A 15763-nucleotide genomic window follows, 5' to 3' on the forward strand; every position below is an offset into this window, starting at 1 on the left:
GCCCCAGCGTAGGCGGCCGAGCTGGGAAGCGGTCCCGGCGTGGCCGGGACAGGTGCCCGCTTCCTCGCGTCCGTACCGTCGGTGGACGTGTCCTCCCCTCCCGCACCGCCCTTCGGCCCCGGTCTGGCCGCCTTCTTCACCGAGCGGCACCTGGCCACGCTGACCACCCTGCGCGCCGACGGCAGCCCGCACGTGGTGCCGGTCGGCGTCACCTTCGACGCCGCGACCGGCACCGCCCGGGTGATCACCTCGGGCACCTCGGCGAAGGCCCGGCACGTGCGCACCGGGCAGTCCCGGGTGGCGGTCTGCCAGGTCGACGGGCGGGTGTGGACGACGCTGGAGGGGACGGCGGTGGTGCGGGACGACGCCGCGTCGATCGCCGACGCCGAGGCCCGCTACGCCGCCCGGTACCAGCAGCCGCGGGTCAACCCGGCGCGGGTCGTGCTGGAGATCTCGGTCGACCGGGTGCTGGGCAACGCGGAACGCTGGCGGGCCCCGGAGGGGGACGGGGCGGAGGAGGCGCGGTGAGCGGGATGGACCTGGGCGGCATCGACCTGACCACCGAGGTGGTGCGCACGCCCCGGCTGGTGCTGCGGCCCTTCGTCGAGGACGACGTCGAGGCGGTGTACGCCGGCTGCCAGGACCCCGACGTCCAGCGCTGGATCAACATCCCGGTGCCCTACACGCGGGACGACGCGCGGGCCTACGTGCTCGAGGACTCCCCCGCCGAGCGGCGGGCCGGTACCGGCACCAACCTGGCGATCGAGGTCGACGGCGTCGTCGTCGGCTCGACCGGCGTGCACCGGATCGGCCAGCACCCGATGGGCCCGGAGATCGGCTACTGGATCGCACCGTCGGGCCGGGGCAGGGGCTACGCGGCGGAGACCACGCACGCGCTGGCCGAGTGGGCGCTGGGGCTGGGCGCGCACCGGGTGTACCTGGTCGCCGACGTCCGCAACACCGGCTCGCAGGCGGTCGCCCGCCGGGCCGGCCTGGTCCAGGAGGGCGTGCTGCGGTCCTACCTGGCGTACCGGGACGGCAGCCGGGGCGACGCGGCGGTCTTCTCCCGCGTGCCGGGCGACTGACGCGGTCGGGAGCATCGACCGAGGCCTGCGAGGGAGGAGCGGACCGACCGCGGAAGGCGCCCCAGCGGAATGGCGACTGAGGAAAGGACCTCCCTGCCCCCCACCACTCGCAGGCTCGCGGCGGGCCCCTGCAGGGAGGCCGACGGCGGCGAGCCGCCCTCCGCGGTGCGGAGGACGGCTCGCCGGGCGTGCGACGGTCAGACGGTCGCGGGCTCCCGTTCGGCCACGGCGGCGGCCGGGGCCGGCGCCGCGTCGTCCCCGGGACCTGCCGGGGGGCCGAGGCGGATCAGGCCGTAGTCGAAGGCGTGCCGGCGGTAGACGACCGACGGCTGGCCGGTGTCGGCGCAGAGGAACATGAAGAAGTCGTGGCCGACCAGCTCCATCTCGTAGAGGGCCTGGTCGACGTGCATCGGCGTGGCCGGGTGCACCTTCTCGCGGACGATCCGTCCGGGCAGGTGCTCGTCCAGGTCGGTGACCAGCGGGGTGTCGGTGGCCCCGGTGTCGCCGACGAGCGCGGGTTCGGGTGTACCGACCGCGGTGGTGGTGTCCTCGGTGAGCAGGTCGCCGGCGGGCTCGGCGACGGGGACGGCGTCGACCCGCACGCTCGGCGGCGTGCGGCGGCCGTGGTGGACGCGGCGGCGGTCGTTCGCCCGCCGCATCCGGTTCTCCAGCTTCCCGGCCGCCAGTTCCAGCGCGGCGTAGAAGTCGGGGGCGCAGGCCTCCGCCCGTGCCACCGGGCCCTTGCCGCGCATCGTGATCTCCACGCGCTGGCAGTTGGCGGACTGGCGGGGGTTCTTCTCGTGCAAGAGCTCGACATCGATGCGGATGACCTTGCCGTCGAACCGTTCGAGCTGCCCGACCTTGTCCTCCACATGGGTGCGGAAGTGCTCGGGCACCTCGACGTTCCGTCCTCGGACCACGATCTCCATGAGACCTCCCGGTTGAGCCGGTTGCGATCGAACCGACGCTAGCCGCCTTGCCCCGCCACCGACACCGGAACCACCCCCCGCGTTCACCCGCCGCTCAGCTCCGCACGGTGAAGACCCCAGGTGGGGAGCCCGCGCGTCGCGCCGGCTGCCGGCGCGGCGTCGCGGCGACGACCGCGCCGAGCACCGGCGTGTCCTCCCGGCCGTGCGGCGTGTCGAGCAGCGCGCGGGCGGCCTCGGTGAGCGTCGCCCCGCTGGTGACGACGTCGTCGACCAGCACCACCTGGCACCCGCCGGGGACGCCGGCCCGCTCCCGGGACGTGAACCGGCCGGCGACGTTGGCCCGCCGCGCGACGGCGTCGAGCCCCGCGGAATCGCGGACCCGGCGGCCGCGGGACCGGCCGAGCAGCCGGGCCGTCCGGGCCGGGACGCCGGCCGCCCGCAGCTCGGCGGCCGCGGCGTCGGCGAGCTCGCGCACGTGGTCCCGGCCACGCCGGCGCACCGCGGCGGCCGAACTCGGCACCGGCACGAGCAGCACCGGCCCGCCGCTGCCCGGCACCCCGCCGAGCACCGCGGCGACCGCCAGCGCCAGCGCCGTCCCGAGCGGGCCGGCCAGCTCCGCCCGGCCGTGCTCCTTGAAGGCGAGCACCGCCGGGCGCACCGGGCCGGCGTACGCCCCGGCGGCCACGGTGGGCGGGAACCCCGGGGGGTGGCGGCGCGGCTGGGCCAGCCGGGGGCGGGTCAGCCAGCGGGCGCAGCGGTCGCACAGGACGGCGCCGGGCACGCCGCACCCGCCGCACGTGCGGGGCAGCACCAGGTCGGCCAGCGCCCGGCCACCGGCCCGCAGCACCCGCACGCCGGCCACCCTGCCGGTCGACCGGCGTCCGCCCGCCCCGCCGGTGCGGGGTGGGGACGGCGCCGCCGCCTGGGGACGGCGGCCGGCCCGGCTGCCTCACATCGGGTAGAACGGCGCCCCACCGGGGCGCGGCTGCTCCCCGCGCACGAGGGTGACCCAGTTGCCGCCCGCCAGCTGCCACATCGTGCCCTGGGCGCTGACCAGCGGCTGGCGGCCGGGGGCGGCGGCGAGAGCGGTCGGCTGGTCCGGCAGCCCGGAGGCCGTCGTCTCCTGCAGCTCCCAGCCGTCGACCCCGACCGTGTAGGGGACGGTCCGGCCGGTGCTCGGGTCGGCGGCCAGCAGCATGAGCAGCCCGGCGTTGCGCCAGGCGACGTCGCTGACCTGCCGGACGGCCGGGGTCACCGAGCGCAGGTCGCGGACGCTGACCGCCTCCTCGTCGCGGACCACGGTGCCGACGAACAGCTGCCCGCCGGAGGAGCCCTGCACGACCACGGCCGCCCGGACGCCGTCCGGGGACAGCTGGAAGGAGGTGGCCCGGCCGAGGCCGGGCAGCGTGGTGGCGCTGACCGTCTGCGGCGAGCTGCCCGCCGGCAGCCGCACGACCTCGTTGCCGTTGCGCACCGTCCACACCTCCGCGCGGGTGCCGGCGCTGGTGGGCTCGGTGAACGCATCACCGGTCAGCACCGGGACCAGCTCACCGCCGTAGGGCCCGGCGAACAGCGTCGCCGGCGCCCCGGACGGCGAGACCGTCGTCGAGACGCCGGCCGCCAGGCCCAGCTCGCTGGTGTCCGCATCGACCGTCACGGCGGCCGAGGCGAGCCCGTAGCTGCCTTGGCCGGCCGGCCCGGGTGCCGCGCTGCCGTCGGTGGCCAGCCGGAGCACGCCCGCGTCCAGGTAGTGCCCGACGGCACCGGCCGGGGCCAGGTCGGGGTCGTACCGAGCCCAGTCGTCGATGGTCTGCCGGTCGGGCACGCCGGGGAGGCCCAGCTCCTGCCCGTCCCGCAGCACGGTCACCGACTGCAGGCCGAGCTCGGGCTGCTGCAGGGTCCAGGTCAGCTGGGCGGCGGCTGCCTCGAGGGTGCCGTCGGGCACCTCGCCGGGCCAGGTCAGGTCGACCGTGGCGGTGGCACCGCGGATGCCGACCGTGCTGCGCAGCCGCGCGCCGGCCAGCGGGTTGGTGATCCCGGCCGCGATGGGCGGCGAGGCGCCGGCCAGCAGCCGCTCGACGAGGGCGTTGGCCTGCGCCTCGCCGCTGACCAGGTAGCGGGGGTCGGGCACGACGCGGGTGCCGGTGGGGTCCAGGAAGTAGGCGTTGAGCTGGTCGTAGGTGCGGGCGAAGTCGGGCTGGAGCAGGAGCAGCCCGTCGGGCGGGTCGGTGATCCGCCACTCGCCGGAGTCGTCGCTGAGGGAGAAGGTGCGGCTGTAGACCGCGTCGGCGCCGACGGTGAAGACGCCGCGCTCGTCGAGCGTGCCGACCAGGGTGCCGGTCACCTGCACGGTGCCGGACTGCGACTGCACCGGGGCGTAGTCCTGGCTGATGACCGTCACGCCGTCGCTGTCCTGCCAGCTGGCGGCCGCCTCGGGCGACAGGTACTGGCGGGCGACCGGGTGGTTGCGGACGACGCTGGCGCTGGCGTCGACGAACCCGCGGACCACCTCCTCCGGCGTGGCCCCGGTCTCCGGGCTGAGCGGCTCGACGCCGACTGCGACGTCGGTCGGCATGGCGACCTGGGTGATCTGGATCGTCGGTGAGGAGTCCGGCACCGTGCTGCAGCCGGTGAGCAGCGCGCCGAGCAGCGCCAGCGCCGCCAGCCGCCGCGTCACGACCGGCTCCGCGGCGGGGTCAGGAACGGCGGCCGCAGCGGCAGCGGCGAGCTGGTGAGCTCACCGCCGGCGGTCATCGGGACGGTCAGCCGGAACTGGGCGCCCTGGCCGGGCAGCCCCCAGACCTGCAGCCACCCGCCGTGCAGCCGGGCGTCCTCGAGGCTGATCGACAGCCCCAGGCCGCTGCCGCCGATGGTGCGGACCCGCGCCGCGTCGGCCCGCCAGAACCGGTCGAAGACGTGCTGGGCGTCGGCCGGGGTGAGCCCGATGCCGTGGTCGCGCACGGTGATGGCCACCGCGCTGGCCGAGGCGGCCAGGCTGACCTCCACCGGCTTGCCGGTCCCGTGCTCGATGGCGTTGCCGACGAGGTTGCGCAGCACCCGCTCGACCCGCCGCACGTCGACCTCGGCGATGACCGGCACCGGCGGGGTGGTGACCTGCAGGTCGCAGCCGTGCCGGGCGGCCAGCGCGCCCATCCCCTCGACGACCCGGTGCACCACGGGCACGAGGTCCTGCGCCTCGGCCTCCAGCACGGCGGCGCCGGCGTCGTAGCGGCTGATCTCCAGCAGGTCCGACAGCAGCGTCTCGAAGCGGTCCAGTTCGGCGCGGAGCAGCTCCGCCGAGCGGGCCACCGCCGGGTCGAAGTCCTCCCGGGCCTCGTGCAGCACGGCGGCGGCCATCTGCACCGTGGTCAGCGGCGTGCGGAGCTCGTGCGAGACGTCGGAGGTGAACCGCTGCTGCAGCTGTGACAGCCCCTCCAGCTGGGTGATCTGCCGCTGCAGGCTGTCGGCCATCGCGTTGAAGCTGGTCGCCAGCCGGGCGAGGTCGTCCTCGCCGCGCACCGCCAGCCGCTCCTCCAGGTGCCCCTCGGCCAGCCGCTGCGCGCTGCCGGCCGCCCGGCGCACCGGGTCGACCACCAGCCGGGTGACCAGCACCCCGATGCCGGCGACGAAGAGGGTGAGCACCGCGCAGGTGATGACGACGGTGCTGCGGATGCCCTCCAGGCTCTCCTGCTCCTGCTCCAGCGGGAAGGCGAAGTACAGCTCCAGGCGGTCGCCGCCGGACCCGTCGGTGGGCACCGGGGCGCCCACCAGCAGGGTCGGCACCGGCTCGCCGTCGCGGTCGGGCACCGGCGCGTAGCGGTAGGCCTGCGCGCCGCCGGCGACCTCGGCCCGCAGGTCGTCGGGGATCGCCGGGTAGATGTCCGGCCGGCTGGAGGCCGGGCGCGGGGCGTCCCCGGACAGGTAGACCATGACGACGTCGAAGTCGCCGGCCGCCCCGCCCCGGGACCGCAGGTTCTCCACGGTGCGCGACAGGGTGATCCGGATGCTCGCCGAGTCACCGGTGGCGATGCCGCCGACCTCGGTCTGGGCGTACTGCACGCCGGCCAGCGACTGGTCGACCGCCGCCTGCCGCTTGGCGCCCAGCAGCTGGTCGCTGATCTGCCGGAACAGCACCAGGCTGACGATGACCACCAGCACGCCGGCGACCAGCATCGTGATGGCGCCGACGCGCAGCTGCAGCGACGAGCGCCAGGCGTGCACCGCCCGGCGGACCAGCCGCCCGGTGCGCACGACGGTCCGCCGCCGGGCCCGGGTCAGCCGCCGGGCCGCACCGGCCCGCAGCTGGGCCGAGGTCCGCCGGGGCCGCCCCGGCGCGGCGGACGGCGTCGGGGCGGCGGGGGTCGCTGCGGACGGCGGGTCCCCGGCCGCGTCGACCGCCGGGGGGCCGGTGGTCGTGCTCACGGCCGGGTGGGGCGTCCGCTCACGGCGCTCCACGACCCGGTCACGGCGGGCCGGCCTTGTAGCCGACCCCGCGCACCGTCAGCACGACCTCGGGCTTCTCCGGGTCCCGCTCGACCTTGGCGCGCAACCGCTGGACGTGCACGTTCACCAGCCGGGTGTCCGCGGCGTGCCGGTAGCCCCACACCTGCTCGAGCAGCAGCTCGCGGGTGAACACCTGGCGGGGCTTGCGGGCCAGGGCCACCAGCAGGTCGAACTCCAGCGGGGTCAGCGCGATGGGGACGCCGTCCCGGGTGACCTGGTGCGCCGGGACGTCGATGGCCACGTCGCCGATGGCGAGGCTCTCCGCCTGGCCGTTCTCGCCGCGGCGCAGCTGCGCCCGGACCCGGGCGACCAGCTCGACGGGCTTGAACGGCTTGGTGACGTAGTCGTCGGCGCCGGCCTCCAGGCCCTGCACGATGTCGATGGTGTCGCCCTTGGCGGTCAGCATCACGATCGGCACGGTCGACTGGGTGCGGATGTCGGCGCAGATCTGCAGGCCGTTGCGGCCGGGCAGCATCAGGTCGAGCAGCACCAGGTCGGGGCGCAGCTGCTGGAACGTCGCGACCGCCCGCGCGCCGTCGGAGACGAACGCCGGTTCGTACCCCTCCCGGCGCAGCACGATGCCGAGCATCTCGGCGAGGGCGGCGTCGTCGTCGACGACGAGGACACGGCCGCGGCTGGCGCCCTGACTGGGTGCGGAAGGTGGCACGCCGCCATTGTGCGCGATCACGTCCAGATGACGGTCCGCCCCGCCCGGGGAACTCCCCCGGGCGGGGCGGAACGTGCCCGGCCGGGCCCTCTCGGGGCCCGGCCGGGGACGTGGTGACGCTGGAACGGCCTGGCCGCAGGGACCGGTGGCCGGCCTCCTCGCAGGGTCCCGCCGCGAGCTCGCGAGTGGCGGGGGGCGAGGAGGTCCTTGATCAGTAGCGGTAGTGGTCGCTCTTGTAGGGACCCTCGACCGGGACGCCGAGGTAGTCGGCCTGCACCTTGCTCAGGGTGGTGAGCTTGACGCCGAGGGCGTCGAGGTGGAGCCGGGCGACGTGCTCGTCGAGCTTCTTCGGCAGCACCGTGACGCCGGGGGTCTTGCCCTCGTAGGCGGCGCGGTTGTTCCACAGCTCGATCTGGGCCAGCGTCTGGTTGGAGAACGACGCGCTCATCACGAAGCTGGGGTGCCCGGTGGCGTTGCCCAGGTTCAGCAGCCGGCCCTCGGAGAGCACGATGATCGTGTGGCCGTCGGCGAAGCGCCACTCGTCGACCTGCGGCTTGATGGTGGTCCGCACGACGCCGGGGGTGCGCGCCAGGCCGGCCATGTCGATCTCGTTGTCGAAGTGGCCGATGTTGCCGATGATCGCCTGGTGCTTGGTCGAGGCCAGCTGCTCGGCCGAGATGATGTCCTTGTTGCCGGTCGTGGTGATGATGATGTCGGCCTTGCCGATCACCTCGTCCAGCGTGGTCACCTCGTAGCCGTGCATCGCGGCCTGCAGGGCGTTGATCGGGTCGATCTCGGTGACGATGACCCGGGCGCCCTGGCCGCGGAGGGACTCGGCGCAGCCCTTGCCCACGTCGCCGTAGCCGCAGACGACGGCGACCTTGCCGCCGATCATCACGTCGGTGGCCCGGTTGAGCCCGTCGATGAGGGAGTGCCGGCAGCCGTAGAGGTTGTCGAACTTGCTCTTGGTGACCGAGTCGTTGACGTTGATCGCCGGGAAGAGCAGCCGGCCGTCGCGGGCGAGCTCGTAGAGCCGCAGCACGCCGGTGGTGGTCTCCTCGGTGACGCCCTTGATTTCCTTGCCGATGCGGGTCCAGCGCTCGCCGTCCTCGGCCAGGCTGTTCCGCAGCACGTCCAGGATGACCCCGTACTCCTCGGAGTCGGCCTCGGTGGTGTCCGGGACGACGCCGTCGGCCTCGAAGCGGGTGCCGAGGTGGACCAGCAGCGTGGCGTCGCCGCCGTCGTCGAGCAGCATGTTCGGGCCGACGACCGCACCGCTGTCGTCGGTGAACTCGAACAGGCGCTGGGTGCACCACCAGTAGTCCTCGAGGGTCTCGCCCTTCCAGGCGAAGACCGGGACGCCGGCGGGCTGCTCGGCGGTGCCGTCGCCGACGACGATCGCCGCGGCGGCGTGGTCCTGGGTGGAGAAGATGTTGCAGCTCACCCAGCGGACGTCGGCGCCGAGCGCGGTCAGCGTCTCGATCAGCACGGCGGTCTGGATGGTCATGTGCAGCGAGCCGGCGATGCGGGCGCCGGCCAGCGGCTGCTCGTCGCCGTACTCCTCGCGCAGGGACATCAGGCCGGGCATCTCGTGCTCGGCGAGCTGGATCTCCTTGCGGCCGAAGCCGGCGAGGGAGAGGTCGGCCACCTTGAAGTCGCCGTCGGTCAGTACGCGGGTGCCAGTGCTGGCGGTCATGTCGCTCCAGTGTCCGGCCCGGCCTCGGAGGCGGGCGCAGTCGGTCGCTGTGGTCCCCGTGCGAGCGGGGCGAGCGAGCATGCCGAGGCTTCGGCGGGGCTCGTGCCGTCCCTGAGGGTACCTGGCGGCCGGCCGGCGACGGCGTCCCGAGCAGGGTGACCGTGGTCCCGTCCGGGCGCGTGCCCCGGGCGGGCCGCTACCGGCGGAGCGCGGTGGTGGCCCGGTAGAGCAGCGCCGGGCCGCGGGCGGTGACCGGGCGGCCGGCCGGCACGAAGGCCGACTGCCCCCGCTCGAGGACCAGGTCGCCGTCTGTGGTGGTGAGCACCGCCTGGCCCTCGGTGCACAGCAGCACCTGCGGCCCGCTGGTGGTCAGCACGCCGGGGTCGACGTCGACCTGGCAGCGGGTGAGGTCGAAGTCGTCGACCGGCACCGGGTAGCGCAGGCCGCCGGGGCCGAGCACCGGGTGCAGCACCGGCACCTTGCCGTCGGTGAAGTCGAGCACCTCGATCAGGGCCGCGAGGTCGACGTGCTTGCTGGTCAAGCCGCCGCGCAGCACGTTGTCGGAGCTGGCCATGACCTCGACGCCGGCACCGCAGAGGTAGGCGTGCAGGTTGCCGGCGGGCAGGAAGACCGCCTCGCCGGGCGCGAGCTTGAGGTGGTTGCACATCAGCGAGATGACGACGCCGGGGTCGCCGGGGTAGGTGTCGGCCAGCGTGGCCGCCCAGCGGTAGGTGTTGATGAACTCCGGGTCGTGCGCGGCGACGAAGCTGGCCGCCCGCTGGGACACCGCCCGCACCAGCGACTCGCGCCGCCGGGCCGACAGCGCCAGCAGCTGCGGGATCGCCGCCCGCAGCCCGCCGCGGGCGAGCGCGGCGATGGTGGGCATGAGCTCGGGCAGCTGCAGCTTCGCCAGGCAGTGCAGCGACTCCTCCACCGGCCGGAACCCGCACAGCGCCTCGACCGGGGTCAGCGCGCAGAGGATCTCCGGCTTGTGGAACGGGTCCTTGAAGGTGCGGGTGGCGTCGTCGCGCGGGATCCCGGCCGCCTCCTCCGCGGCGAAGCCGACCTCGGCCTGCGCGGTGGTCGGGTGGGCCTGCAGCGACAGCGGGGTGTCGGCGGCGAGCACCTTCATCAGGAACGGCAGCCGGGGCCCGAAGCGCTCGTGCACGGCCGACCCGAGGAGCACGTCGGGGTCGGCGGAGATGGCGGCGTCCAGCGGGCGGCCGTCGGACAGCACGCTGGGCTGGTCGGGGTGGGCGCCCATCCAGAGCTCGGCGTAGGGGCGGTCGGCCGGCGAAGGCTCACCGAGGAGCTCGGGGATGACCGTGTGCGAACCCCACGGGTAGTGGCGCACGGCGTTCGTCAGCTGCCACATCGAGGTGGAGGTTACCGGGGTGGATGTCACCGTCTCCTGATCGGCACCGGCGGGGCCGAGCCTTAGCAGTCGCGAGGCCGAGCCTCAGCAGGTCGAGAGGCCGGGGCCGACGGTCACGGTCGCAGCGACCGCTCGTGGTCCAGGGCCAGCCCCAGGTAGACCGCGCTGAAGTCGGCGACGGCCAGCTGCCGGGCGAGCTGGGCCAGCCGCGGCTGGCGCTCGGGCTCGCCGTAGGCGGCGAGCCCGCTCACCGGCACGTTGTGCTCGGCGGCGGTCCGCAGCACCTCCGCCATCGCCTCGCCGGCCGACCGCGGTTCGCGCTCGGCGTCGTCGTGCGCGCCGGCGTCGGAGTCGCGGATCGTGAGCAGGCGCAGCCGCCGGCCGGCGTCGTCGGCGCGGTCGCGGAAGAAGTCGTCCGCCCCGCCCTCGGGGGCCAGCGGGCCGGCGAGCACGGTGCGGGCGGCCACCCGCTGGTCGGGCAGCCGGAAGCCGGTGACCGGCAGGCCGGCCAGGGTGGCCAGCTGGTCGGCGACCCGGTCGGCGGCGGCACCGGCCAGCGGTCCCTCCGAGACGATGACCGGCAGCGCGTCCAGCAGCTCCAGCGCCAGGGTCTTGGCCGGGTTGACGAACGACTCGCGGGCCGGCCCGCACTCGGCGGCCACCTGGTCCAGCGCGGCGGCGATCACCTCGGTGTCGGCGCTGCCCTCGGGCAGCAGCCCGAGGTCGGCGCAGAGCAGCAGCATCGGGGTGAGCAGCGACCACAGCGTGGTGTGCCGCACCCGGGACGCCGGCAGCGGCACGTAGGGCGCCCGGGAACTGGCGACGGCGGCGTGCAGCGGGGCGTCCTCGGCGCCGATGCCGACGACGGCGACCCCGCGCCGGGCCGCCTCGTAGGCGGGGACGACGGCGTAGCGCCCGGCGCCGGTGCGGGTCGCGACCACGGCGATGTCGGTGGGTCCCATCCAGACCGGCAGCGCCGGGCCGGGCACGACGTCCACGGTGACCGGGCTGGCCGCCCCCAGCAGGGCGCGCAGCACCGCCCCCGCGACCGCGCCCTCGCGGCGGCCCACGACCACCAGCCCGCGCGGCCGGCCGCCGGAGGTGGCCCGCTCCAGGCCGGCCTCCCGGGTCAGCCGGGCGGTCTCGCGCACCTGGGCGCCGGCCCCGGCGACCGCCGGCAGCAGCTCCCGGGGGTCGCGGGCCCGCAGCAGGTCGAGGTCGTCGAGGACCTCCTCGGCGAGCTCGGGCGAGGTCATGACGGGAGCTGCCGGGCCTCGTCCAGGAGCAGCACCGGGATGCCGTCGCGCACCGGGAACGCGCGCCGGCAGGTGGGGCAGACCAGCTCCGAGGCCGCGACGTCGACGGTCAGCGGGCTGTGGTGGGTGTCCGGGCAGGCCAGGATCCCGAGCAGGTCGGGGTCGATGCCCAGCGTCCGGTCGTCTGCTGCACTGCCGGTCATGCCCGCACCAGCTCCAGCACCTCGTCGCGCACCGCGGCCATCCGCGCCCGGTCGGGCGCCTCGACGTTGAGCCGCAGCAGCGGCTCGGTGTTGCTCGCCCTCAGGTTGAACCACGCGCCGTCCGGCAGCGAGACGGTGAGCCCGTCGAGGTCGTCGAAGCTCACCCCGTCGACCTGGCCGTAGGTCTCCCGGACCGCGGCGACCCGCCCGGCCTGGTCGGTGACGGTGGAGTTGATCTCCCCGGAGGCGGCGTACCGCTCGTACTGCGCGCTGATCTCCGACAGCGTGCGCGGCTGCTCGCCCAGCGCCGCCAGCACGTGCATCGCGGCCAGCATGCCGGTGTCGGCCCGCCAGAAGTCGCGGAAGTAGTAGTGGGCGGAGTGCTCGCCGCCGAAGACGGCGTCGGTGCGGGCCATCTCGGCCTTGATGAACGAGTGCCCGACCCGGGTGCGCACCGGCTGGCCGCCGTGCTCGCGGACGATCTCCGGCACGGCGCGGGAGGTGATCAGGTTGTGGATGATCGTCGTCCCGGTGCCCTTGGCGAGCTCCCGGACGGCGACCAGGCCGGTGATCGCCGAGGGGCTCACCGGCTCGCCGCGCTCGTCGATGATGAAGCAGCGGTCGGCGTCGCCGTCGAAGGCCAGCCCGATGTCCGCGCCGTGCTCGCGCACCCCGGCCTGCAGGTCGACGAGGTTCGCCGGGTCCAGCGGGTTGGCCTCGTGGTTGGGGAAGGAGCCGTCGAGCTCGAAGTACATCGGCACGACCTCCAGCGGCAGCCCGGCGAGCACCACCGGCACGGTGAACCCGCCCATGCCGTTGCCGGCGTCGACGACCACCTTGAGCGGCCGGATCCCGGACAGGTCGACCAGGCCGCGCAGGTAGGCGGCGTACTCGGCGACGAGGTCCCGGCTGGTCACCGACCCGGTGCCGGTGGGGGTGCGCTCGAAGACGGCCGAGCCGTCGACGAGCTGCTCGGCCCACTCCCGGATCTGCACCAGGCCGGAGTCCTGGCCGATCGGGGCGGCGCCGGCCCGGCAGAGCTTGATGCCGTTGTACTGCGCCGGGTTGTGGCTGGCGGTGAACATCGCACCCGGGATGCCCAGCGAGCCGGCCGCGAAGTAGAGCATGTCGGTGGAGCCGAGCCCGGCCTCGACGACGTCCATCCCGCGGGCGAGCACGCCCTCGGCGAAGGCGCGGGACAGCGGGACGGAGGAGTCGCGCATGTCGTGCGCGGTGACGACCGAGGTCGCCCCCGTCTCGGCGTGCACGAACTCCGCGAACGCCTGGCCGATGGCCCGGGCGACGTCCTCGTCCCACTGCTCGGGGACCAGGCCCCGGACGTCGTAGGCCTTGATGATCGACGACAGGTCTGTCACGCCGACGACCCTATAAGGACCCCGCTGCCCCCCGCCGCTCGCAGGCTCGCGGCGGGACCCTGCAGCGGGGCCGAGGGGTGCGGCCGGCGGTGTCGTCAGGGGAGGTCGGGGAGGATGCGCAGGTGCCCGCGCCGCGTGCCGCTGCCGTCGTCGGCCGGGTCGCGCGCGGGCTCGGGGCGGGCCGCCTCGCGGACGGCGTCGGCCAGCGCGAGCAGGTCGTCGCCGGTCGGGCCGGCGTCCTCGGTGTCGATCTCGTGGCGCACGACCTCCCAGCCGCGCGGCACGGTCAGCCGCTCGGCGTGGAACTCGCACAGGTCGTAGCTGTGCGGCTCCGAGTACGTCGCCAGCGGGCCGACGACGGCCGTGGACTCCGCGTACACGTAGGTCAAGGTCGCCGCTGCCGGTTGCGCACAGCCACTGCGCGAGCAGCGACGCGACTGCCTCACCACCGGTTCCTCACGCTCGGCACAGTAACCGGGAACCGGTCCGCTGGGGAGGAGGCACACCGGGGGACGGTCGCGTCGACCCACCGGTCCCGCGTCCCCCAGCAGGCCCACCGCACCGCCGCCCGGCGGCCCAGGCCGTAGGCTCCAGCCGCCATGGACCGCCCCCCTGCCCGCTCCCGGCGCGACCGACACGGCCGTGGCCTGCGCGGCCGTCTGGTCCCGCCCACGGTGCCGCTGTCCCGCAGCCGCGCCGAGCAGTTCGACGACCTGGTGCTGGACGCGGTCGAGGACCTCGAGCGCCGCTGGGAGCGCGAGCTGGCCGGTGTCGAGTTCGCCGTCGAGGACGTGCCGTGGGTCGACCACAGCAGCCCGGACGAGGTCGTGCTGGACGCCGACGTGCTCGAGGACGGCAGCGTCCCGCTGGCCCGGGTGCTGCCCGCGCACCGGGAGGGCGGCCAGGAGCACCCGGCCCGGATCGTCGTCTACCGGCGTCCGCTGGAGATCCGCGCCGCCGACCGCGACGACCTCGCCGACCTGGTGCGCGACGTCGTCGTCGACCAGGTGGCCGTGCTGCTGGGCCGCGACCCGGAGGAGATCGACCCCACCGGCTGAACGAGGACCCCCTCCCTCCCCACCCTCCGCACGCTCAGGGCGGGCCCCTGGGAGGGGGCCGGGCACTGCCATGCTGGCGCCGATGAGCACCGCGATCGAGACGCCACCGCGCCGCAGCACCCTCCGCCGGTGGTGGCCCGGCGTCGCGGTCGCCGCTGCGGTGCTGGTCCTCGGCCTCGTCGCCCTGGCGCTGGTCCCCCGCCCCGCGACCGCGTCGGCCAGCCTGACGGTGACCCCGCGCACCGACGCCGGCGCCGACGCGGCGCTGCTGCTGGGCGACCGGTACACCGCGCTCGCCGGGTCCACCGGCACGCTGCGCGCCGCGCGGGACGCCGAGCCGGCGCTGTCGGGCACCAGCCTCGAGGACCTGGCGGCGGGCACCGAGGTCCGGCACTCCACCGGCACCGCCACGGTCACCGTGCGCATCACGCTGGCCGACCGGGACGCCGCCGTGGCGGCCGCCAACGCCGTGGTCGGCGCGCTGGTCGAGGCCGGCGCCGACGAGGAGCTCGTGGACGTCGGCCGCGGCACGGACGCCACCGCCGCCCGCGCGGACGGGACGGACCTGCGCCGCTGGGTGCTGGTCGTGCTGCTGCTGGCGGCGGCCGCCGGGCTCGCGACGACCGCGCTCACCGGGTCCGGTCGCCCCGGCCCGCGACCGTCCCACCCCGTCCCGCCGGCGCCCCCCGACCCGGTGCCGGAGCCCGCCGAGCCGCACGACGACCTGCCCGGCTTCCTGGACAGCCCGCCGGGTTCGACGCCGGCCGCGACCCCGCCGCGCGAGACCGTCCAGGCGTCCACCGGCACCGGGGCCACCGAGGCATCCCCGGCCCCCGCAGAGGCCGGGCCCTCCCCCGCGCTGCTGACCCGGCACGGCGCGGTGACCGCCACGCTCGCGGCCGTGGTGCTGCTGGTCGCCGCTGCGGCCGTGGTGGCGGTGCCCGCCGGCGGCTCCGCGGACGCGGCCCAGCCGGCGGTGCGGGCGGCTCCGTCCGTCGCCCGCGCGACGTCCACGGCACCGGGGTCCACGGCGCCGGGGTCCACGGCGCCGGGGTCGACCGCACCGGGGTCCCCGGAACCGGACGCCGAGGCGCCGGCCGACGCAGGCGCCGGTGCGCTGGCCTTCGAGTCGGTGCCGCTGGGCCGGGACGGGGCGGCCGCCACCGTCTCCTTCGAGGGCGTCGTGCTGGAGGAACGGGCGGTCGGGCTGACCGTCACCTACCCGAGCCTGAGCATCACGACCGACGGCCGGCGGTCGCTGGCCCACCTGCGGCTGCCGACGTACAACTGCCTGAGCGCCGAGCCGCCGGCCGACCCGGTGGCGTCGGGCTGCGCCCGGTCCCTCACCGAGTACGCCGACCTGCCGAGCCCGGAGTTGCGGGTCACCCGGGACGGGGACCGGATCGAGCTGGACGGGGCCTTCCCGACCTACACCCGGCCCAACGGGAGCCCGCCCACCCCGACCGGACGGGCCTACCGGCTCACCGCCTCGGTCACCGCCGACGGCCCGGCGCAGGACGGCCGCGCCCCGGCGACCGGTGTCGTGCGGATCGGGCTGGACAGCGCCCCGACGACCGGCGACCGCGCCGCCAACCAGCTGCAGCTGCCCGGCTGA

Annotated in this window: 15 protein-coding genes; 4 read left to right on the plus strand and 11 right to left on the minus strand. The window is 75.7% G+C overall.

Features of this window, described 5'->3' with window-relative positions; translation table 11 throughout:
• The first annotated feature begins 87 nt into the window (after positions 1-87).
• Together HL054_RS15820 and HL054_RS15825 are read left to right on the plus strand one after the other, a co-directional pair.
• On the plus strand, positions 88-528 hold the full coding sequence (locus HL054_RS15820; protein ID WP_369139968.1) for a TIGR03618 family F420-dependent PPOX class oxidoreductase: 441 nt from the start codon (positions 88-90) through the stop codon (positions 526-528).
• A 5-nt stretch (positions 529-533) separates the two neighbouring features.
• Entirely contained in the window at positions 534-1085 is a 552-nt protein-coding gene (locus HL054_RS15825; RefSeq protein ID WP_369140042.1) for a GNAT family N-acetyltransferase, read from the plus strand.
• A 197-nt stretch (positions 1086-1282) separates the two neighbouring features.
• On the opposite strand, the gene hpf is transcribed toward HL054_RS15825, so the two are convergent.
• The 11 genes from hpf to HL054_RS15880 form a co-directional block, all read right to left on the minus strand.
• Complete coding sequence (hpf, locus tag HL054_RS15830; protein WP_369139969.1) at positions 1283-2014, minus strand: ribosome hibernation-promoting factor, HPF/YfiA family; 732 nt, start codon at positions 2012-2014, stop codon at positions 1283-1285.
• A gap of 94 nt (positions 2015-2108) precedes the next feature.
• Positions 2109-2867: a ComF family protein gene (locus HL054_RS15835; protein ID WP_369139970.1), complete on the minus strand. Its 759-nt coding sequence runs from the start codon at positions 2865-2867 to the stop codon at positions 2109-2111.
• A gap of 96 nt (positions 2868-2963) precedes the next feature.
• On the minus strand, positions 2964-4691 hold the full coding sequence (locus HL054_RS15840; RefSeq protein ID WP_369139971.1) for an LpqB family beta-propeller domain-containing protein: 1728 nt from the start codon (positions 4689-4691) through the stop codon (positions 2964-2966).
• Positions 4688-6436: an MtrAB system histidine kinase MtrB gene (gene mtrB / locus HL054_RS15845; RefSeq protein WP_369139972.1), complete on the minus strand. Its 1749-nt coding sequence runs from the start codon at positions 6434-6436 to the stop codon at positions 4688-4690. Before mtrB ends, HL054_RS15840 begins: the two co-directional genes overlap by 4 nt.
• A gap of 40 nt (positions 6437-6476) precedes the next feature.
• On the minus strand, positions 6477-7184 hold the full coding sequence (mtrA, locus tag HL054_RS15850; RefSeq protein WP_369139973.1) for an MtrAB system response regulator MtrA: 708 nt from the start codon (positions 7182-7184) through the stop codon (positions 6477-6479).
• A 211-nt stretch (positions 7185-7395) separates the two neighbouring features.
• Positions 7396-8880: an adenosylhomocysteinase gene (gene ahcY / locus HL054_RS15855; RefSeq protein WP_369139974.1), complete on the minus strand. Its 1485-nt coding sequence runs from the start codon at positions 8878-8880 to the stop codon at positions 7396-7398.
• 196 nt (positions 8881-9076) lie between these two features.
• Entirely contained in the window at positions 9077-10255 is a 1179-nt protein-coding gene (gene manA / locus HL054_RS15860; RefSeq protein WP_369139975.1) for a mannose-6-phosphate isomerase, class I, read from the minus strand.
• A gap of 113 nt (positions 10256-10368) precedes the next feature.
• Positions 10369-11511, minus strand: a complete 1143-nt coding sequence (locus tag HL054_RS15865) for an SIS domain-containing protein (RefSeq protein WP_369139976.1) — start codon at positions 11509-11511, stop codon at positions 10369-10371.
• A complete protein-coding gene (locus HL054_RS15870; protein ID WP_369139977.1) occupies positions 11508-11714 on the minus strand; it encodes a Trm112 family protein in 207 nt (68 codons plus the stop codon). The genes HL054_RS15865 and HL054_RS15870 overlap by 4 nt, the downstream gene beginning before the upstream one ends.
• Complete coding sequence (locus tag HL054_RS15875) at positions 11711-13090, minus strand: phosphomannomutase/phosphoglucomutase (RefSeq protein ID WP_369139978.1); 1380 nt, start codon at positions 13088-13090, stop codon at positions 11711-11713. Before HL054_RS15875 ends, HL054_RS15870 begins: the two co-directional genes overlap by 4 nt.
• 95 nt (positions 13091-13185) lie before the next feature.
• Positions 13186-13596, minus strand: a complete 411-nt coding sequence (locus HL054_RS15880) for a DUF3499 domain-containing protein (RefSeq protein WP_369140043.1) — start codon at positions 13594-13596, stop codon at positions 13186-13188.
• A 93-nt stretch (positions 13597-13689) separates the two neighbouring features.
• Between HL054_RS15880 and HL054_RS15885 the strand changes: the two genes are divergently transcribed.
• Both HL054_RS15885 and HL054_RS15890 read left to right on the plus strand, forming a co-directional pair.
• Positions 13690-14148: a metallopeptidase family protein gene (locus HL054_RS15885; RefSeq protein ID WP_369139979.1), complete on the plus strand. Its 459-nt coding sequence runs from the start codon at positions 13690-13692 to the stop codon at positions 14146-14148.
• A gap of 82 nt (positions 14149-14230) precedes the next feature.
• Positions 14231-15763: a hypothetical protein gene (locus HL054_RS15890; RefSeq protein ID WP_369139980.1), complete on the plus strand. Its 1533-nt coding sequence runs from the start codon at positions 14231-14233 to the stop codon at positions 15761-15763.

Origin of the sequence: Modestobacter versicolor, assembly GCF_041028285.1 — a bacterium.
GTDB lineage: Bacteria > Actinomycetota > Actinomycetes > Mycobacteriales > Geodermatophilaceae > Modestobacter > Modestobacter versicolor_A.